Origin of the sequence: Halogeometricum pallidum JCM 14848 (genome assembly GCF_000337095.1) — an archaeon.
GTDB lineage: Archaea > Halobacteriota > Halobacteria > Halobacteriales > Haloferacaceae > Halogeometricum > Halogeometricum pallidum.
The window spans coordinates 245929-265240 of record NZ_AOIV01000041.1 but is presented as its reverse complement, the minus strand read 5'-3'; the positions used below and the strand labels follow the sequence as shown (position 1 = coordinate 265240).

Sequence of the window (19312 nt, the reverse complement as noted above, 5' to 3'; positions counted from 1 at the left end):
ATTCCGGCGATAATTACGTACTCGAAGCCGAGTAGGGTATTATTCATCATTGCGTCGGTCGGAAAGTACTTATGGGGTTTGTAAGCATTGACAAACGCTAATGGCTGTAGTTTGGCTGGACGACGTGCGCGCCGACGACATCGACACAGTCGGCGGTAAAGGAGCCTCACTGGGCGAACTGACCTCGGCTGGCCTCCCCGTGCCGCCGGGGTTCGTCGTCACCGCCGGGACGTACCGTTCGTTCATCGAGGAAGCGGGTATCGACGAGGAACTCTTCGACGCCGTCGACGTCGACCACGAGGATTCGGCGGCGCTGAAGACGGCGCACGAACGGGCGCACGAACTCATCATGGAGACGCCGGTACCGGAGGAGGTAGGCGAGGAGATACTCGCCACCTACGACGACATCAGCGATGGCGAGGCGTTCGTCGCGGTTCGCTCCTCCGCGACGGCGGAGGACCTCCCCGACGCGTCGTTCGCCGGTCAGCAGGAGACGTACCTGAACGTCCAGAAAGACGACCTGCTCCAGCGAGTGAAGGAGTGCTGGGCGTCGCTGTTCTCCCAGCGCGCGATCTACTACCGCAACCGCAAGGGCTTCCCGCACCGCGATGTCGACATCGCCGTCGTCGTCCAGGAGATGGTCGACGCCGAGAAGTCCGGCGTGATGTTCACCTCCCACCCCTCGACGGGCGACCCCCGAATCATCATCGAGGCGGCGTGGGGTCTCGGCGAGGCCGTCGTCTCCGGGTCCGTCTCGCCCGACAACTACGTCGTCGACCGCGAGTCGGGCGAGGTGGAGACGGCCACCGTCGCCGACAAGAAGACGATGATGGTCAAAGACGAGGAGACGGGCGAGACGGTCGAAATCGACGTCCCCGACGAGAAGCGAGACGCGCGCGTCCTCGGGGAGGACGAGATAGCCCGACTCGTCGAACTCGGCGAACGCGTCGAGGAGCACTACGGCGAACCGCAGGACGTGGAGTGGGCCATCTACGAGGGCGAGGTGTACATGCTGCAGTCCCGTCCCATCACCACCATCTCCGACGAGGAGGAAGAGGAGGCGGCGGCCCGCGAAGCCGCCGCCGGCGACGGCGGATCCGAGAACGGACAGGCCGAGAGGACGGGGCAGGCCTCGGGGTCCGGCGACATGATACTGCGCGGCCTCGGCGCGAGTCCCGGCATCGCGGCCGGCAACGCCCGCATCATCACGAAACTCGACCACCTCGACCAGGTGGCGGAGGGCGACATCATCGTCACCGAGATGACGATGCCGGACATGGTGCCCGCGATGAAGCGCGCGGCGGGCATCGTCACCGACGAGGGAGGGATGACCTCCCACGCGTCCATCGTCTCGCGCGAACTCGGCGTCCCCGCCGTCGTCGGCACCGGGTCCGGCACCCGCGAGATAACTGACGGTCAGCCCATCACCATCGACGGCGACAAGGGCACCATCCGCGAGGGCGCGGAACTAAAAGAGGAACAGCGCGAACCCATCGAGGAGGCGCGGCCGAAGACGCCCGTCAAGCCGATGACGGCCACGGAGGTGAAGGTGAACGTCTCCATCCCCGAAGCCGCCGAACGCGCCGCCGCGACGGGCGCCGACGGCGTCGGCCTCCTCCGCATCGAGCACATGGTGCTGTCGCTGGGCAAGACGCCGACGAAATTCATCGAGGACAACAGCGAACGCGCCTACATCGAGGAACTCGTCGACGGCATCCGCGGCGTCGCAGAAGAGTTCTACCCGCGTCCCGTCCGCGTCCGGAGCCTCGACGCCCCCACCGACGAGTTCCGGCAGTTGGAGGGCGGCGAGGACGAACCGCGCGAGCACAACCCGATGCTCGGCTACCGGGGAATTCGGCGCAGTCTCGACAAGCCCGACCTGTTCAAACACGAGTTGGAGGCGTTCCGACAACTGTTCGAGATGGGCTACGACAACGTCGAGATCATGTTCCCCTTGGTCAACGACGCCGAAGACGTCCATCAGGCGAAGGAGCTGATGATCGAGGCCGGCATCGACCCCGAGAAGCGCGAGTGGGGCGTCATGATAGAGACGCCGGCGTCCGCCCTCGCCGTCGACGAGATGGCTGAGGTCGGCCTCGACTTCGTCTCGTTCGGGACGAACGACCTGACGCAGTACACCCTGGCCGTCGACCGCAACAACGAGAACGTCGCCGGGCGGTTCGACGAACTCCACCCCGCCGTGCTGAAACTCATCGGCGACACCATCGAGACCTGTCGCGAGGTGGGCGTGAAGACGAGCATCTGCGGGCAGGCGGCGTCGAAGCCGCAGATGGTCCAGTTCCTCGTCAACGAGGGCGTCTCCTCCATCTCGGCGAACATCGACGCCGTCCGCGACGTACAACACGAGGTCAAGCGGGTCGAACAGCGACTCATCCTCGACTCGGTCCGCTGAGCGGCCGAGCGGGGTCTCACGGCTTCTCCCACTTTCCGACCTCCGTGTCGTGGAAATCTTTTCTCGCCTCCCGACGGGTGGGCCAGTAGGCGACGGTGGCCGCCCCGGCGTAGAACAGGGCCACGGCGACGACCACGACTTCGCCGGGGACCGAGGAGATGACGGCCGCGTCTATCCACCGCGTCTGCGGGGTGAACATGGTTATCCGGAGCAGCCACGCGAGTCCGAGAACGGACATCAGGGGGCCGTAGACGCGGCGCAGACGACGCGAGAGCGCCTCCCGGAACGACATCTTCAGCGTCGGCGTCCGGAGGTCGACGGCGAGGTGCTTGCGCCACTCGGTTCCGGGGTCCGTTCGAGGGGCGAACACGTCGGCGAAGAAGTTCTGCTCCATCAATCGCACCCGCGAGCGACTCGCGTCGTAGGCGCGGTAGCGGCGGACCTCGAACAGGAGGAACCCGCACATCGCGAGGATGCCGATGAGGAGGATGTACGCCGCGAGGTTGGGTTGGGAGAAGACGACGGTGAGGAAAGCGGCCATGACGGTCACGGCCCAGTTCGTCGTCTGGTCGATGCGGGTCTGGCCGCTCGCCATCTGTCTGGACTCCACGCGGTAGAACTCGGAGATGACGACCGCGGCCCGGGAGTCCTCCGGCGCCGCCCGTTCGCCGATGGCGCTCGCGTCGGACCGCGCCGCGGACCCGCCGTCTGAATCGGGGGACTCGGAGTCGGTCACGGTGGTACGCCGTTCGATGGGGCGCGGGGCCGAAGAGCTATCGGCGGGCGGCGTCACCACGCCGACGTACAACGGAATTGATAAACGCCGCGGCGCCCACTCGGAGACTATGCAGCGGTCCGCGCCGCAGACGTTCGACCGCGTCCTCTCGTCGATGTGCACCGAACCGCACCCCGCGGCGCGCGACGCCGCCGAACGGTTCCTCGCCACCAACCCCGGCGACCCCGCCACCTACGAGGAAGTAGCCGAGTTGGAGTCCGACGCCGTCGACACCCTCGGGGAGATAGCCGGCCTCGCGGACCCGCACGGCTACGTCACCAGCGGCGGCACCGAAGCGAACGTCCAGGCCGTCCGGGCGGCGCGGAACCGGGGCCGAGAGCGGACTTCGAACCCGAACGTCGTCGCCCCCGAGAGCGCGCACTTCTCGTTCAACAAGGCCGCCGACGTGTTGGGGGTGGAACTCCGCCTCGTCCCGACCGACGCGGACCGCCGCGCGGACCTCGACGCCGTCCGCGCCGCCGTCGACGACGATACGGTGCTGGTCGTCGGCGTCGCCGGCAGCACGGAGTTCGGGCGCGTCGACCCCATCCCGGAACTGGTCGACATCGCCCACGACGCCGGCGCGTTCTGCCACGTTGACGCCGCGTGGGGCGGATTCCTGCTTCCGTTCACCGACCGCGCGTGGAGTTTCGCGCACGCGCCCGTCGACTCGCTCACCATCGACCCGCACAAGTGCGGGCGGGCGTGCATTCCGGCCGGCGGCCTCCTGTTCCGCGAACGGGACGGTCTCGACGCGCTGGCCGTCGAGACGCCGTACCTCGAATCCACCTCGCAGGCGACGCTCACGGGCACCAGAAGCGGAGCGGGCGTCGCCTCCGCCGCCGCAGCAATGGACGCCCTGTGGCCCGACGGCTACCGCCGCGAGTACGAACGCGCCGCCGACCTCGCCGCGTGGTTCGCCGACGAACTCCGAGGGCGGGACATCGACGTGGTGGACCCTGAACTACCGCTCGTCGCGGCCAACGTGCCCGACGCCGTCTTCGAGGCGCTCAGGGCCCGCGAGTGGCGCGTCTCGCGCACCGGATCGGACCTCCTCCGCGTCGTCTGCATGCCGCACGTCACCCGCGAGTCCCTCGCGGCCTTCCTCGCGGACCTCGATGCGGTCCGCTGATTTCGACGGACGAAAGCGCCCCATCCGGGGGCCGAATCTCAAGACTTACGTCGTCGCGTCCGGGAGAATCCGATAGCCGTGTCCCTCGCCGCCGCCCTCGATGCGCTCTCGTCGGTTCCGCTGTCGCCGTCGCTCACCGGCGCGGTCGCCGACCTCGCGGCGGACGGCGTCGGGAGCCTGTTTCCGAACTTCGGTCTGCGGTCGGTCGTCGAGACCGCGACGGGGTGGTTCGGGCTGGTCATCATCTTCGTCTACTCCTTTCTCATCGCGTTCGCCCTGCCCGGCGTGAGCGAAGTCGTCCTGCTGGCGCCGCTGGATCTGGGGCTCTCTCAGAACGCCCGGTACGCGGTCATCATCCTCGTGAGCGGCGTCGGCAAGGCGGTGGGGAGCGTCTTCGCGTTCCACATCGGACAGGAGGCGAAGAACTCCGGCTTCATCGAGCGAAAGCTCCGGGAGTCGCGGTTCGGCATCATGGAGTGGACCGAGGAGAAGACGCTGGAGATAGCCCAGACGTGGGGGTACGCCGGTCTCGCCGCGGCGCTCTGCGTCCCGACGTTCCCCGACACGCTGTCGATATACGCCTTCTCGGTCCTCGAAGAGGACTACGTGAAGTTCGCCGTCGCCACGTTCGTCGGGAGCGTCGGCCGACTGCTGGTGACGCTCGTCGGTGTCGAAGCGCTGTCGACGCTCTTCTGAACGGTCGGCGACTCCAGTTCATCTAACACAGCAGAGCCCAGTCCAGCGACCAGCAGAACCGCGTCAACGGGCCCAAGCGGACCCGACGGGGTTCCCGCGAGCACAGCGAGCGGGAAGTCGTCGGAGATCCTCCGACGCGCGTCAGAGAGAACCCGACGGCGTTTTGGTCCCGCCCGCGCGAATCACGAGACACGACCATGAGCCACGACCCATTCCCCACGGAGCACCCGGCGGTGGTGACCTGCGGGTTGCCGTACGCGAACGGCGACCTGCACATCGGCCACCTCCGGACGTACGTCGGCGGCGACATCTACAGTCGCGCGCTGAAACGACTCGGTCAGGAGACAGCGTTCGTCAGCGGGTCCGATATGCACGGCACGCCCGTCGCCGTCAACGCCGAGAAGGAGGGCGTCACGCCCGAGGAGTTCGCCCTCCGCCACCACGAGACGTACGAGGAGACGTTCCCGAAGTTCGACATCGAGTTCGACAACTACGGGCACACCCACGACGAGACGAACACGGAACTGACCAGTGAGTTGGTCCGCACCCTCGAGGAGGAGGGCTACCTCTACGAGAAAGAGATTCCGATCGCCTACGACCCCGACGCCGACCAGTGGCTCCCGGACCGCTACGTCGAGGGCACCTGCCCGTACTGCGGCGCGCACGCCCGCGGCGACGAGTGCGACGAGGGGTGCGGCCGCCACCTCGAACCCGGCGAGATAGAGGACCCCGAGTCGACGCTGACGGGCAACCCCGCCGAGTACCGCGAGCGGAGCCACCGCTTCTTCCGCGTCTCGGAACTGCAGGACTACCTGAACGAGTTCATCGACCGACTGGAGGGAACCTCGAACGCCCAGAATCAGCCGCGCGAGTGGATAGAGGGCGAACTGCAGGACTGGTGTATCACCCGTGATATGGACTGGGGCATCGACTACCCGGGCGAAACGGAGGACGACCTGGTCCTCTACGTCTGGGTTGACGCCCCCATCGAGTACATCGCCTCCACGAAGCAGTACTCCGAACGCGTCGGCGCGGAGACGTTCGACTGGGAGGAGGCGTGGCGGAACGACGGCGAAATCGTCCACATCATCGGCCGCGACATCATCCAGCACCACACCGTGTTCTGGCCGGCGATGCTGCGCGCGACGGGGTACGTCGAACCCCGCGCCGTGATGGCCTCCGGGTTCATCACGCTGAACGGCAAGGGCTTCTCCACCTCGCGCAACCGCGCCGTCTGGGCCGACGAGTATCTGGAGGAGGGCTTCGCCCCGGCGCTCATCCGCTATTACCTCGCCACCAACGGCGGGTTCCAGCAGGACGTCGACTTCTCGTGGGAGAAGTTCCGCGACCGAGTGAACAACGAACTCGTCGGAACCGTCGGCAACTTCCTCTACCGGTCGCTGCTGTTCGCCTACCGCGAGTACGAGGGGACGCCGGAGGCGGACCTCTCCGAGGAGGTGCGCGACCGCATCGAGGCGGCCATCGAGGAGTTCCGCGCGGGCGTGAACGACTACTCAGTCCGCGAAGTCGGCAACGCCGCCGTCCGACTGGCGCAGTTCGGCAACGAGTACATCCAGCGGCACGAACCGTGGAAACTCGACGACGGCGAGGAGAAAGAGCGGGTCATCCGCGACTGCGTGCAGGTGGCGAAGGCCGTCTGCGTCCTCTTCGAACCGGTGGCGCCGAGCAAGGCCGAACGCCTCTGGGCCGACCTGAACGAGGACGGCGACGTGCACGCCGTCGGCGTCGACGCCGCCCTCGACGCGCCGGCGGCGTCGTTCGACGAGCCCTCGGAACTGTTCGAGAAGATAGACGAAGAGCGCGTCGAGGAACTCAACGAGAAACTCGAGGCGCGCGTCGCGGAGACGGCGGCGGACGAAGAGGAGGACGAAGCGGAGAGCGAGTCCGACGAGGACGGGAGTGCGGACGCGAGCGACGAGTTCGAACCCCTGCTTGCGGACCGAATCGGCTTCAAGGAGTTCCAGGAACTCGACCTCCGCGTCGCCGAGATTCTCGACGCCGAGGGCATCGACGGCGCGGACAAACTGGCGAAACTGACCGTCGACATCGGCGTCGAGGAGCGGCAAATCGTCGCGGGGCTGAAACAGCTTCACGACCTCTCGGAACTGCCCGGGAAGAAGGTGGTCGTCGTAGCTAACTTGGAGAAGGCCGAACTGTTCGGCGTCGAATCGAACGGGATGGTGCTGGCCGCGGGCGAACAGGCGGACCTGCTGACGACCCACGGCGACGCCGAACCCGGGACGCGCGTCCGGTAGGTCGTCGGCCGCGACGACTACGAGAGCGAGACGCGCACTTCGTCGTCGGTCACCTCGACCACCTGGTCGGCGGTGAGCGACAGCGTCTCGTCGTCCTCGCCGCTGAGGGCGTCCTCCATGTCGGCGGAGACGCCCGTGTCACCTTTCAGCATCGCCTTGCCGTCCTGTACGCCCGCCACCTTGCCGATTCGCTCGCCGTCGGGGCCGACGACGCGCTTGCCGACGATGTCGTTCGTGATGTGCTGCACGCCTTCCGGTGTCGCCCGCGCGGCGCTAAAGCGTGATGGCGGAGCGGACCGTCGGAACGGTTTCGTCGGCCACCCGGGAGTGAGCGTTCATGTACTTCGGCCTCACGAGCGCCGACGTGGCCGTCGAGCGCGGGCCGCCGGTTCGGCTCTCCACGCGCCTCGCCGCGGCGGACTTCCGGTTCGTCTCCGACGTGCCGAGGGGGATACGCGACGGCGTCCGTCGGGTCGCCGTCCACGACCAGAGCGACGGGCGGTTCGAGGTGCGGTTCACCGGCCGAACGGACGGCGCGTACGTGGTCGACCGGGTCGTCCTCGACGGGATAGCGGCGTCGCTGCACGGAGAGGACGAGTTCGGGGAGTGGCGGGTCGCGTACGAGGGGTCGCGGCCGGACTGGATTCCCGACGAGATGCCCGAACAGTGAGCCGTCGCCGCTCGTGACGGCGTCCGGACTGCCGAGCGCTAACGGTGATTATTTTTACCACGGAAGTAGTGGCATCGTCGGGCTTTTTTATGCGTTGCCCTGTACTCGCCTCCATGAGAAACGCGAAAATCGTCTGTACGCTCGGGCCGGCCTCCGACGACCGGGCGACGATTCGGGCGCTGTCCGACGCTGGGATGAGCGTCGCGCGCCTGAACGCCAGTCACGGCACGCCGGAGCACCGAGAGGAAGTGATAGACCGCATCCGAACCGTCGACGAGGCCACGGAGGAACCGCTGGCCGCCATGGTCGACCTCCAGGGGCCGGAGGTCCGGACCGCGCCCATCGACGGGTCGATTCGTCTCGACACCGGCAGCGAGGTTCGCTTCGTCGAGGGCGAGGACGCGACGCCCGAGGAGGTGGGCCTCTCGTACTCCATCGCGGCGGCCGAGAGCGGCGACACCATCCTGCTCGACGACGGCCGCATCGAAGCGACCGTCAAGCGCGTCGAGGGCGACGCCGTCGTCGCGCGCATCGAGTCCGGCGGGGAACTCGGAGCGCGGAAGGGCGTCAACCTCCCGGGCGTCAAACTCGACATCGACCTCATCACGGAGGGCGACCAGCGCGAACTCGAAGTCGCCGCCGAGAAGAACGCCGACTTCGTGGCCGCCTCGTTCGTTCGCTCCGCCGAGGACATCTACACCATCAGCGACGCCTTGGAGAACCTCGGCGCCGACATCCCCGTCGTCGCCAAGATAGAGCGCGCGGGCGCCGTCGAGAACCTCGACGAGATAATCGAGGCGTCCTACGGCGTGATGGTCGCGCGCGGCGACCTCGGGGTGGAGATGCCGCTCGAAGAGGTGCCCATCATCCAAAAGCGAATCATCCGCAAGTGCCACGCGACGGGGACGCCCGTCATCACGGCGACGGAGATGCTCGACTCGATGGTCCACTCCCGGCGACCGACGCGCGCTGAGGCCTCCGACGTCGCCAACGCCGTCCTCGACGGCACCGACGCCGTGATGCTGTCGGGCGAGACGGCCATCGGCGACAACCCGGTGCGCGTCGTTCAGACGATGGACCGCATCGTCCGACAGGTCGAATCCAGCGAGGAGTACGCCGAGAACCAAGAACAGCACGTCCCCGTCGCCGAAGGCGAGTCGCGGACCGAGGCGCTCGCCCGTTCCGCACGCTATCTCGCGCGCGACGTGAATGCCAGCGCCATCGTCGCCGCCTCCGAGTCGGGGTACACCGCCCGGAAGACGGCGAAGTTCCGCCCCGGCGTGCCCGTCGTCGCCACGACGCCGAACGACCGCGTGCGCCGGCAACTCACCCTCTCGTGGGGCGTCATCCCGAAGTACGCCGACTACCGCAACGGCATCAACGACATCATGGACGACGCCGTCGACGCCGCCCTCGACGCCGACGTGGCCGCCTCCGGCGACACGCTCGTCGTCCTCTCGGGGATGATGACCGAGTTGGAGGGGACGAACACGACGAACATGCTGAAGGTCCACGTCGCCGCAGAGGCCGTCGCGACGGGGAGAAAGGTCGTGGGCGGGCGGGTCGCCGGACCGCTGGCCGTCTCCGACGACGGCGACCTCTCGGACGTTCCGGAGGGAGCGCTGCTCGCTCTCACCGCCGCCTTCGACGGCGAGTTCGACGGCGACGCGAAGAAACTCGGCGGCATCATCGACGCCCGCCCCGGCATGACGGGCTACCCGGCGTTGGTCGCCCGCGAACTGGACCTCCCGATGATATCGGGCGCGCCCATCCCCCAGAGCGTCGCCGCCGGCACCGAAATCACCCTGCACGCCGAACGCGGCATCGTCTACGAGGGCAACGTCATCAAACACGAGTCCGACCGGACCAAAGCGGCGAAAGAGCGACCCGGAAACTGAACGACCGGGTCGCAGTCTCGGAGCGAGGGCGGTAGGCCTTTGCCGACCCGCCCCCTAGATCGAACCGATGGACACCCGCGACGACGCCGCCGACGACCGACGGGACGGCCCCGACGCCGATGTCGACAGACGCGGCGGCCCGGACCGCGCGCCCCCCGACTCGGAGGCGAACCGACCCGACGACGCCCGCGGCGAGGAGACCGACGAGGTGGGTATCGCAGAAGCGGTCGGCGAGGACCGCCCGCCGCTCGGACCGCTCGAACCCGGGTCGCCGATGCCGGAGAACGTCCTCTTCGTGGTGCTCGGCGCCTTGGCCACCGTCGCGCTGTTCGCTACCCTGCTCTGAGAGGGCCACTCTCCGGGACCCCCGGAGAACCGTTCGTGTCGGTCGTTGAGATTATCAGTTCTGAGTACTCGACCGCAGTCTTTTATGCCGGATGCCGGGTAGAGACGGATAACTGCCGCCCCGATGCAACCGACACGCCCCCTCACGGCGCTGGTCGCGGCGTTCCTGCTCGTCGCCGTCGCCGCCGCCCCCGCACTCGCCCTCCCGCCCGACGAGCGGACGCGGTCGGTCGCCGTCGATGCCGACGCGTCCGCCGTCCTCGCCGCCGAAACCGCCGCCTCCGTCGGCGGCGACCTGACGGTCACCCGCGGCGACGAGGTGACGTTCACCGTCAGCCACTCCGGCCCGGCGAACGTCACCGTCGGCGAACCCGGGAGCGGCTTCCACCTCGTCGTCTCCCTCGGCGGGAGCGGAACCGACGAGGTGACGATAGACACCTTCGCGACGACGGCCGCCGACCCCGACGAGTTCGTCGAGGGCGGCGACGCGACGCTCCTGTCGAAACCGCTCTCGAAGCCGCTCATGCCGTCGAAGTACCTGATGAGCGTCAGCGTCGAGGGCGACGAACGCGCCGTGGCGACGCTCACCGTCGAACCGCGCGGGGAGATGCACGCCGGGTCGTTCGTCGCGCCCGCCGAGTTCGCGGTGGCCGAGTACGCCACCGACGGCGACGACGCGGACGTCGGACCGCTCACGGGTACGATGTCCGACTCGAACGTCGTCGCCACCGGGGACTACGCCGTGATGCGCGTCGAGGAGTCGGGACTGGAGTCGGCGCTGAACGTCGAGGACCTGACCGGCGGTGCGGCGTCGAACGGCATCGCGTGGAACGTCTCGCAGGTGTCGCCCGCGCCGAACAGCGATTCGGGCGCGCACACGGCGGGGCGGGACGACGTGGCCAACGTCACCGTCCTCCCCGACTTCGAGGAGGACGCGGTGTACTTCGTCTGGGATACCTCGGCGGTCGAACCGGACGAGGACCGCCCCGAGCGCAACGAGTACGAGGCCCGCCTGACGCTCACCGCGTCGAACGGGCTGGTCGAGGAGGACACCGTCGTCGCGGCGACGACGTTCCGAGTGGTCGAGTCGAAGGCGTCGCTCGAACCGGCGAACGACACGGTGCAGTACCCCTGGGAGAACGACACCATCGTCGTCCGCGGGGAGACGACGCGCGCGCCGAACACGACGCTGGAGGTGCGCCTCCGGTCGCCGAGACCCGACGCGTTCCTCCTCATCAGCGAGGCCACCGTGGACGCGAACCGCGAGTACGAGACGACCATCGACCTCGGCGGCGCGACGCGCGGCGTGACGGCGACGCTGTGGACGGACGAGTTCTATCCGGAGACGGCCCAGGAGGTGACGCTCGTCGCCCCGAACGCGACCGTGCGGTTCGACGACCAATCGGCCGACGACGCCGTGGTGACGCTCGCGTTCGTCGAGGCGCCCGACGGCGGGTTCGTCCGCATCCACGACGCGGACGGGGACGGCGTCGGCCGCTCGGAGTACCTCGCGCCGGGGCGACACGAGAACGTCAGCTCGGGTCTGTCGCTCCCCCTGTACGAAGCGCAGACGCTCCGCGCCGAACTCGTGAACGACTCGGACGGCGACGCGGCGTACTCGCGGAACGACAGCGAGTACACCCGGTCGGGGCGGGTCGTCAACGACACCGCGCGCGTCGCGTTCGAGTCGCCGCCGACCGAGACGCCGGCGGCCGCGACGGGGACGCCGGTCGCGACGGCGACGACCACGCCGACGCCCACCGCGACGCCCTACCCCGTGCTGTCGGAGACGCCGCTGGGGCCGTCCGACGGCACCTCGGGGACGGGCGTGCCGCTGTCGCCCGCCGTCGCCGTGGCGGCGATTCTCGCGGCGGCGGGACTGTTCGCGCGCGGAACCAAGAGGGAAGACGACGAATGAACGGAAAACACGACTCGGACGGACGGGGGGCGGAGTGATGGAGAAACTACCGGAACTGGAACCGGAGGCGTTCGTCTCCTTCCTGACCGATCTGTGGGACGAACGGGGGTGGGACACCTCGGTCAAGCAGCGACCCGACGAGACGTACTTCATCGTCGGTCAGCGCGGCGACGGCAAGCGGGGCGTCCTGTACGTCTTCCCGACGACGGAGTCGCACGTGACGACGCAGCACCTGAAGCGGTTCGTCGGCTTCTGCCGCAAGAAGGGTATCGACGTGGCCGTCGTGGCGACCCAGGGCGCCTACGCCGGCGAGGCCAGAGAGATAGCCGAGTCGAAGGGCATCCACCTCCTGGACCGCGAGACGCTCGCCGGGACCGTCGAGGAGGGCGGCTTCGAGCACGTCCTCCGCACCTACACCGGCGGGGGCGGCGGCGGACCGCTGGACCGACTGCTCGCCGTCCTTCGTTCCCACGGCGTCCCCGTGCCGGAAGCGCTCCCGTTCGACTTCGAGGCGCTTCTCGCCCGGTTGCCGACGGGCGGCGACGGAGACGGAGGCGACGCCGAGGGGGGACGGGAGGAGTCGAAGCCGGACTCGAACGCCCCGGACGGAGCGGGCGCGGCGGAGCCCGACGGCTCCGGCGCCGACGCGGACGGGGGCGGCGACAGGCGGGACCTCGCGGGGGCGCTTCCCGGCCCGCTGACGGCGCTCCCCCGACCGAACGTCGTCCTGCCCGCGGCGCTCCTCGTCCTCGTCGTCTTCCTGCTCGGGTCGGCCGTCGGCCCGGCGCTCGGACTCCCGGCCATCGGCGGGGCCGGCGGCGAGGGGGACCTCGCAGTCTCCGCGCTCTCGACGGCCGGAGCGAACGCGACGGCCGAGGTGCGGTGGAACGCGCGGACGGCCGAGTCGCTGACGGTGAACGGGACGGCGTACGACGCGCCGCCGAACGAGACGTTCGTCCTCGTGCGGATGAACGTGAGCAACGCCGGGTCGTCGCCGCTGTCGATGGACGAGTCGTCGCTGGCGCTGGAAGTCGCCGGCCAGCGGTACGGCCACCAGCCGTTGGACGGCGTCGCCGGGTTCGACCAGGGCGGACTGTTCGCCCCGGACGACCCGCGCGAGGTGTGGGTCGTCTTCTCCGTCCCCGACGACGCGGAGAGCGCGACGCTGGTGCTCCGCGGCGACGAGTCCGTCCGGTTCGTCCGCGACGGCGCCGTCGAGGCGGAAGCGACGGTGACCTCGGCGTGATGGCCGTACCGGGCGCGCTTGCGACCGTCGGCGCTCCGATGCGGCCCCCGCGCCGCGTCCGTGCGGCGTGACAACGCTTAATCGACCTGCTTCCCTAGGTCCCCTATGCTCCGGTCGCCGCTCACGGCGTTCCTCCAGCCCGTTATCCCGCCAGAGCTTCTGCCGTACCTGCTCGTCGTCGCGGGCGTCGGCGTCTCCCTGGCCGAGGCGCTGGCGCCGGGGGCGCACCTCGTCGTCCTCGGCGTCGCGCTGTTGGCCGCCGGGTTAGTCGGTCTCCTGCTGGGCCCGGCCGCCGGCCCCGTCGTCCTCGGCGTCCTCGTGCTCGTATTCGGCGCCCTCGCGCTGTACGGCTACCGCGAACTCGACCTCTACGGCGGCAAGGGGAGCGGGAAGACCAGCGACTCGGCGTCGCTCCGCGGGCGAACCGCGCGCGTCACCGAACGCGTGACGCCGACGGAGGGGGAGGTGAAACTGAGCGAGGGCGGCGGCTTCAACCCCTACTACGCGGCCCGGTCGGTGAGCGGCGAGATTCCCGAGGGGAGCGAGGTCATCGTCGTCGACCCCGGCGGCGGCAACGTCATCACCGTCGAGTCGCTCGACGACGCGTTGGACGACATCGACCGGGAACTCGCGCGCGGGCGTCGCCGACGGGAGAACGGAGGCGGGGACGACGGCGAACGACGGGGGGACGCCACCGAGTCGGAGACCGAAACCGAAACCGAACGCGCCTGAACAAGCCTCGAAGGCGCGACACGGACGCCGTACGCGGTTGTCACGTGCGAAGCCTTATTTGACCGACACACCAACCTCCGGCTATGGTAGTAAACCCCGTGACACTGCAGGCGGCGGCGCTCGGAGCCTACGCCGTCGGCCTGTTAGTGCTCCTCCTCGCCATCGTGACCGTCTACCAGATGGTCGAAATCGTGGACGCCTACGAGAAGAAGGCGCTCACGGTGTTCGGCGAGTACCGGAAGCTGCTCGAACCGGGTATCAACTTCATCCCGCCGTTCGTCTCGCGGACGTACGCGTTCGACATGCGGACGCAGACGCTCGACGTACCGCGACAGGAGGCCATCACCCGCGACAACTCGCCGGTGACCGCCGACGCCGTCGTCTACATCAAGGTGATGGACGCTCGGAAAGCGTTCCTCGAAGTCGACGACTACAAGCGTGCCGTCTCGAACCTCTCACAGACCACGCTCCGCGCCGTCCTCGGCGACATGGAACTCGACGACACGCTGAACAAGCGACAGGAGATAAACGCCCGCATCCGCAAGGAACTGGACGAACCGACCGACGAGTGGGGCGTCCGCGTCGAGAGCGTCGAGGTCCGCGAGGTGAACCCCTCCCAGGAAGTCCAGCAGGCGATGGAGCAGCAGACGTCCGCCGAACGTCGCCGCCGCGCCATGATTCTGGAGGCGCAGGGGGAGCGACGCTCCGCCGTCGAAGAGGCCGAGGGTGAAAAACAGTCGAACATCATCCGCGCACAGGGTGAAAAACAGAGCCAGATCCTCGAAGCGCAGGGTGACGCCATCTCGACGGTGCTGCGAGCCAAATCCGCCGAGTCGATGGGCGAACGCGCCATCATCGAAAAGGGGATGGAGACGCTCGAACACATCGGACAGGGCGAGTCGACGACGTTCGTCCTCCCGCAGGAACTCACCAGCCTCCTCGGCCGCTACGGCCGGCAGTTGAGCGACTCCGACGTGCAGGAGCAGGCCGGACTCGACAGCCTCGAGTTCGACGAGGAGACGCGCGAACTCATCGGCCTCGACGACATCGAGGAGATACTCGGCCAGATAGACGAGGCCGCCGAGATGAACGTCGAGGAACTCGAACAGGAGGCCCAGGCCATCAAGGAGGGGTCGGACCCCGGGATGAAGAGCGCGGACGAAGTGGTCGCGGAGGCCGACGCGGCGGACAAATCCGACATCAAGAGCGCGGACGAAGTGGTCGCGGAGTCCGACGAGGAACCCGCGGGCGCCGCGGGCAACGGGGCCGGTTCCGCCGGTGGACGAACCGACGACGACGAAGACCAGCGCGAGACGGAAAAAGAGCTGTAAGGTCTCGGAGTCCTCTCGCCGTCCGTTTCGCTCCGAAAACGGCCGGCGGTAAGAGCACACTACCGGCCGTAAATCTCACAGAAAATTATATGTTGGACGTAATCCGTCGGAGCGAAGAGCTTTTGACCGCCACCCGTCCTACTGAGGACGAGAACCGATGACGAACCGAGGCGTAGACGAAGAGAAACGCGCGACGCTCCGACGCTTCGCGGCCCTCGGCGCGGCGACGCCGTTCGTGGGACTCGGCTCGGCCGAATCCGACGAAGGGGAGGCCGCGGAGTCCGGCAGCGACGCGCGCGACGCCATCGTCGGCTACGTCGCCTCGACGCCGGGCGCGCACTTCTCGAAGGTACGCGACGACTTACGGCTCGGAACCGGCGAGACGCAGTATCACCTCCAGCGTCTCGTCGACGACGGCGTCGTGGAGTTCAGCCGCGACGGCGACTACAAGCGCTTTTTCCCCGCCGGGCGGTTCACCGCCTTCGAGCAGACGGCGCTGGGGTATCTCCGCCGCGACACGCCGCGCGGGATGCTTGTCGCCCTCCTCCGAAACCCCGACGCCACCGGGTCTGCGCTCGCCGCGGAACTCGACGTCTCGCGCGCGACGGTGAGCAACTACGCCCGGAAACTCGACGAGGCGGGCCTGCTCTCCCGCGAGGACGGCTACGCCATCGTCCGACCGGAGACGGTCATCACGCTGTTGGTCCGTTACGCCGACTCGTTCGGCCCCGCAACCGTCTCGCTGGCGGACGACGCCGCGAGCCTCATCCGCTACGACCCCTGAACGGGCGTCCGACGCTCCCGGTCCGGCGTCGTCGCTCGATGTGTTCTTCGATTCGACGAGAGGGGGAGCGACCGCTCGGCAACGAGTGAAGCGAAAAGCGCGGCGGAGGGCCGAAGCGTCGCGGGAACGCGGGGCGGTGGGCGACAGTTCTCCGGCGCGACCGTTCGCGCCGAAACCGCGTCGGTCCGAGTGACGACGGACGGCCGTCTGGTACGGACGACTAGCGCCCGTCTAGACGGTGACCTTCCACGTCGTGCCCGAGGAGTAACCCCACTTCTCGATGGTCACGTCGTGCTCGCCGTCGATGATGGCGCGCATGTTCGCGCCGACTTCCTTCGCCGAGAGGCCCAGTTCCTCGGCGATGAGACGGGACTTGAAGTACGTCTGCTCGGCGGCGTTCGTGCGGAGGTACTGGAGGATGGTACGCTGTTTCTCCGAGAGGTTGGCGACGGGTTCGGTCGTGGACGCGGTTGCGCTCATACCTCTACGGATGGGTGATACCGATATGAGGGGTTTGGTACGTGAGCTTAACACACCGCGGGCTCTCGGTTTCGTCCTCGCGGCCGGCCGGCATCGAGCGTCGCCAACGGCGCGGCGGTACGGTCGCCTAACATCCACCTAATCGTGAGTATCACACCGTAGAGAAGCGCTACCGAGGCCAGACAGGGGGTCACGCTCGGTCGAAGCCAGAAACTACATACGGGGTCGTAGCTGAATAGAGAGGCAATGGGTCGCCTGACCACCGAGCAGTCGGTGACAGAAGTGAGCGTCGTCCTTCCCGCCTACAACGAGGAGGACACCATCGAGGAGACGGTGGGAGAGACGCTCAGGACGCTGTCGTCGTTTCTTCCCGCGGACTCGTTCGAGGTCATCGTGGCCGAAGACGGCTGCGACGACCGGACACCGAAACTGGCGGAGCGAATGGCCGCCAGCGACGACCGAGTGAGACACTTCCACAGCGACGAGCGACTCGGGCGCGGCGGTGCGCTCGAACACGCCTTCGCCGCCGCGAACGGCGAGGTGCTCGTCTACTTCGATACGGACCTCGCGACGGACATGGACCACCTCGAAGAGTTGGTCGAGCGCGTCCGGTCCGGACGGTACGACGTGGCCACCGGGTCGCGCTGGATGCCCGGACGCGTCGCCGACCGCCCGGCGAAGCGGGGCGTGCCGAGTCGCGCGTTCAACCTCCTCGTGCGCCTCTTCCTCGGATCGTCGCTCCGTGACCACCAGTGCGGGTTCAAGGCGTTCAGCCGCGAGGTGTTCGAGGACCTGCGGAGCCAAGTGGAGGACAACCACTGGTTCTGGGACACGGAGATGCTCGTCCGCGCTCAGCGCGCCGGCTACCGCGTCGACGAATTCCCGGTGCAGTGGACGCCGAAGGGCGACACGAAAGTCGACCTCGTCCGCGACGTGTTCGGGATGGGCAGTCAGATCGTCCGGACGTGGTGGCAGGTCGCCGTCAAACCGCGCGTGACGCAGCGCGTCGCCATGGCCGCCGGCGCGATTCTGACGCTCCTGGCGCTGGTGCTGATGACGCAGTACATCAGCTTCGGCGCCGTCCTCGACCAGATGCAGGCCGCCGACCCCGTCCTCGTCGCCGTCGCCGCCCTCGTGTACGTGCTCTCGTGGCCCGTCCGCGGGGTCCGTTACCGCGATATCCTCGCGGAGTTGGGGTTCCGCGAGAAGGCATCGTTCCTGACGGGCGCGGTATTCATCAGTCAGACCGGCAACCTCGTGTTCCCGGCGCGACTCGGTGACTTCATCCGCGCGTACGTCGTGAAGGCCCGCCGCGGCATCCCGTACCCGTCGGGTTTCGCCTCGTTGGCGGCCGAACGCGTCTTCGACCTGCTCACCATCACGATGCTCGCTGGCATCGTCCTCGTGGGCTACACCGTCACCGGACAGACCGCCGAACTGGCGCAGACCGTCGTCGGCGCGGAGGGGGCCGGACAGGTCGCCGTCCTCGTCGCCGTCGGCGTCGCCCTCGCGGCCATCCTCGCGGTGGCGGTCATCGTCGGCTCCGCCCAGTCGGACGGCAACCTCGCCGGCAGACTCGTCCGCCGGGCGAGTTCGGACTCCTACGCGGAGTTCGTCGCCCAAATCGTCGAGCGCTTCGTCGACGACCTGCAGGCCGTCGCCGGGACGCGACGCGGGTTCGCCCGCATCGGCATCTCCAGCCTCGGCATCTGGATGCTCGACGTGGCGACGGCGATGCTCGTCCTCGCGGCGTTCGACCCCGGACTGGCGCCGATAGAGCTAGTCTCGGTGTGCTTCTTCGCGGTCAGCGTCGGCAACCTGGCGAAGGTGCTGCCCCTCTCGCCGGGCGGCGTCGGCCTGTACGAGGGCGCGTTCACGCTCCTCGTCATCGGTCTGACCGGCATCTCGCCGGAGTTGGCGCTCGGCGCGGCCGTCCTCGACCACGCGGTGAAGAACGTCGTCACCGTCATCGGCGGCTACGCCTCGATGCTCGGTCTGAACGTCTCGCTCACGACGGCTGTCGAGGAGACGAAAGACGTCCGCGAGGGCCGCGAGGCGGAACCGGCCGAACTGGACTGAGACGGTCAGTACAGTTCGCAGAGAAACGGCGCCGCGGCGGCGACGACCGCCGATTCGAGCGCGTCCGTCCGCGACAGTTTCCCGCCCGTGAACGCCCCCGCCGCTCCCTGCTTTTTCGCCACGTCCGTCGTCCCCAGCACGTCGTCCATCACGGGACCGAGTTCCTCGCCCGCCGCGATTCGCTCGGAGACGCGCCCCGGGAGTCTGAGGCTCGGCCCCGTCCCCCGACCCCATCGGTCGCCGTCGGTGACCGCCGCCCACATGACGAGAAACGGGTCTTCGCGGCCCTCGAAGCGCGCGACGCCGCCCTCGATGCCGACGCCGAGGTCGTACGCGCCCGCGTCGAGACACGCCCGAGCGCGGTTCTCCGCGCCGGTTCGGGTCTCCGCGTGGCCCGTGGGTTGCTCTGCGACGCCGGAGGGGACGAGTTCGGCCGCGACCGTCGACTCGGGGAAGACGCGGACGGTCGCGTCGCGCTTGACGGGGTTGCCGCTGCCGACTGCAATCTGCATACCCGACGGTACGGGGCGACCGCAT

General features: G+C 68.4%; 17 protein-coding genes. 13 read left to right on the top strand and 4 right to left on the bottom strand.

Translation table 11 applies throughout. The annotated features are described in order from the left end of the window. Positions 1–100 precede the first annotated feature (100 nt). Complete coding sequence (gene ppsA, locus C474_RS17605; RefSeq protein ID WP_008389247.1) at positions 101–2413, top strand: phosphoenolpyruvate synthase; 2313 nt, start codon at positions 101–103, stop codon at positions 2411–2413. Between the two features lie 16 nt (positions 2414–2429). On the opposite strand, the gene C474_RS17600 is transcribed toward ppsA, so the two are convergent. Beyond that, on the bottom strand, positions 2430–3149 hold the full coding sequence (locus C474_RS17600) for a DUF2270 domain-containing protein (RefSeq protein ID WP_008389245.1): 720 nt from the start codon (positions 3147–3149) through the stop codon (positions 2430–2432). 109 nt (positions 3150–3258) lie between these two features. On the opposite strand from C474_RS17600, the gene mfnA reads away from it, so the two are divergent. The 3 genes from mfnA (at position 3259) to metG (ending at position 7292) form a co-directional block, all read left to right on the top strand. After that, the gene (gene mfnA / locus C474_RS17595; RefSeq protein ID WP_008389243.1) at positions 3259–4320 is read left to right on the top strand and encodes a tyrosine decarboxylase MfnA; all 1062 of its coding nucleotides are present in this window, start codon (positions 3259–3261) and stop codon (positions 4318–4320) included. 120 nt (positions 4321–4440) lie between these two features. Next, the gene (locus C474_RS17590; RefSeq protein WP_049917167.1) at positions 4441–5016 is read left to right on the top strand and encodes a YqaA family protein; all 576 of its coding nucleotides are present in this window, start codon (positions 4441–4443) and stop codon (positions 5014–5016) included. A 197-nt stretch (positions 5017–5213) separates the two neighbouring features. Beyond that, on the top strand, positions 5214–7292 hold the full coding sequence (gene metG / locus C474_RS17585; protein WP_008389239.1) for a methionine--tRNA ligase: 2079 nt from the start codon (positions 5214–5216) through the stop codon (positions 7290–7292). Positions 7293–7309: 17 nt separating this feature from the next. On the opposite strand, the gene C474_RS17580 is transcribed toward metG, so the two are convergent. After that, entirely contained in the window at positions 7310–7540 is a 231-nt protein-coding gene (locus tag C474_RS17580) for a hypothetical protein (RefSeq protein WP_008389237.1), read from the bottom strand. Positions 7541–7629: 89 nt separating this feature from the next. On the opposite strand from C474_RS17580, the gene C474_RS17575 reads away from it, so the two are divergent. The 8 genes from C474_RS17575 to C474_RS17540 all read left to right on the top strand — a co-directional run bounded on the left by C474_RS17575 (position 7630) and on the right by C474_RS17540 (position 16216). Beyond that, positions 7630–7962 (top strand): hypothetical protein, encoded by a 333-nt coding sequence (locus C474_RS17575; protein ID WP_008389235.1) that lies wholly within the window; start codon positions 7630–7632, stop codon positions 7960–7962. Positions 7963–8075: 113 nt separating this feature from the next. Continuing rightward, entirely contained in the window at positions 8076–9860 is a 1785-nt protein-coding gene (gene pyk, locus C474_RS17570) for a pyruvate kinase (protein ID WP_008389232.1), read from the top strand. A gap of 67 nt (positions 9861–9927) precedes the next feature. Beyond that, on the top strand, positions 9928–10206 hold the full coding sequence (locus tag C474_RS17565; protein WP_008389230.1) for a DUF7312 domain-containing protein: 279 nt from the start codon (positions 9928–9930) through the stop codon (positions 10204–10206). Between the two features lie 123 nt (positions 10207–10329). After that, positions 10330–12123 (top strand): DUF7282 domain-containing protein, encoded by a 1794-nt coding sequence (locus tag C474_RS17560; RefSeq protein WP_008389228.1) that lies wholly within the window; start codon positions 10330–10332, stop codon positions 12121–12123. 37 nt (positions 12124–12160) lie between these two features. Then, positions 12161–13369 (top strand): restriction endonuclease, encoded by a 1209-nt coding sequence (locus C474_RS17555; protein WP_008389226.1) that lies wholly within the window; start codon positions 12161–12163, stop codon positions 13367–13369. A gap of 105 nt (positions 13370–13474) precedes the next feature. Further along, on the top strand, positions 13475–14101 hold the full coding sequence (locus C474_RS17550; protein WP_008389225.1) for an NfeD family protein: 627 nt from the start codon (positions 13475–13477) through the stop codon (positions 14099–14101). Positions 14102–14184: 83 nt separating this feature from the next. Beyond that, positions 14185–15432: an SPFH domain-containing protein gene (locus C474_RS17545; protein WP_008389223.1), complete on the top strand. Its 1248-nt coding sequence runs from the start codon at positions 14185–14187 to the stop codon at positions 15430–15432. Between the two features lie 157 nt (positions 15433–15589). Further along, on the top strand, positions 15590–16216 hold the full coding sequence (locus C474_RS17540; RefSeq protein WP_008389221.1) for a winged helix-turn-helix transcriptional regulator: 627 nt from the start codon (positions 15590–15592) through the stop codon (positions 16214–16216). Positions 16217–16447: 231 nt separating this feature from the next. Here C474_RS17540 and C474_RS17535 read toward each other — a convergent pair whose 3' ends face one another. After that, positions 16448–16696: a DUF7123 family protein gene (locus C474_RS17535; protein ID WP_008389220.1), complete on the bottom strand. Its 249-nt coding sequence runs from the start codon at positions 16694–16696 to the stop codon at positions 16448–16450. A 246-nt stretch (positions 16697–16942) separates the two neighbouring features. Between C474_RS17535 and C474_RS17530 the strand changes: the two genes are divergently transcribed. Beyond that, positions 16943–18775: a flippase-like domain-containing protein gene (locus C474_RS17530; protein ID WP_008389219.1), complete on the top strand. Its 1833-nt coding sequence runs from the start codon at positions 16943–16945 to the stop codon at positions 18773–18775. Between the two features lie 5 nt (positions 18776–18780). On the opposite strand, the gene yjjX is transcribed toward C474_RS17530, so the two are convergent. Next, entirely contained in the window at positions 18781–19287 is a 507-nt protein-coding gene (yjjX, locus tag C474_RS17525) for an inosine/xanthosine triphosphatase (protein ID WP_008389218.1), read from the bottom strand. Between the last annotated feature and the right edge of the window lie 25 nt (positions 19288–19312).

Coding starts and splice junctions, on each gene's coding strand:
- C474_RS17550 (WP_008389225.1), top strand. CDS start 13,475: ATGCTCCGGTCGCCGCTCACGGCGTTCCTCCAGCCCGTTATCCCGCCA.
- C474_RS17560 (WP_008389228.1), top strand. CDS start 10,330: ATGCAACCGACACGCCCCCTCACGGCGCTGGTCGCGGCGTTCCTGCTC.
- C474_RS17535 (WP_008389220.1), bottom strand. CDS start 16,696: ATGAGCGCAACCGCGTCCACGACCGAACCCGTCGCCAACCTCTCGGAG.
- ppsA (WP_008389247.1), top strand. CDS start 101: ATGGCTGTAGTTTGGCTGGACGACGTGCGCGCCGACGACATCGACACA.
- C474_RS17540 (WP_008389221.1), top strand. CDS start 15,590: ATGACGAACCGAGGCGTAGACGAAGAGAAACGCGCGACGCTCCGACGC.
- C474_RS17575 (WP_008389235.1), top strand. CDS start 7,630: ATGTACTTCGGCCTCACGAGCGCCGACGTGGCCGTCGAGCGCGGGCCG.
- metG (WP_008389239.1), top strand. CDS start 5,214: ATGAGCCACGACCCATTCCCCACGGAGCACCCGGCGGTGGTGACCTGC.
- C474_RS17555 (WP_008389226.1), top strand. CDS start 12,161: ATGGAGAAACTACCGGAACTGGAACCGGAGGCGTTCGTCTCCTTCCTG.
- mfnA (WP_008389243.1), top strand. CDS start 3,259: ATGCAGCGGTCCGCGCCGCAGACGTTCGACCGCGTCCTCTCGTCGATG.
- C474_RS17565 (WP_008389230.1), top strand. CDS start 9,928: ATGGACACCCGCGACGACGCCGCCGACGACCGACGGGACGGCCCCGAC.
- yjjX (WP_008389218.1), bottom strand. CDS start 19,287: ATGCAGATTGCAGTCGGCAGCGGCAACCCCGTCAAGCGCGACGCGACC.
- C474_RS17545 (WP_008389223.1), top strand. CDS start 14,185: ATGGTAGTAAACCCCGTGACACTGCAGGCGGCGGCGCTCGGAGCCTAC.
- pyk (WP_008389232.1), top strand. CDS start 8,076: ATGAGAAACGCGAAAATCGTCTGTACGCTCGGGCCGGCCTCCGACGAC.
- C474_RS17530 (WP_008389219.1), top strand. CDS start 16,943: ATGGGTCGCCTGACCACCGAGCAGTCGGTGACAGAAGTGAGCGTCGTC.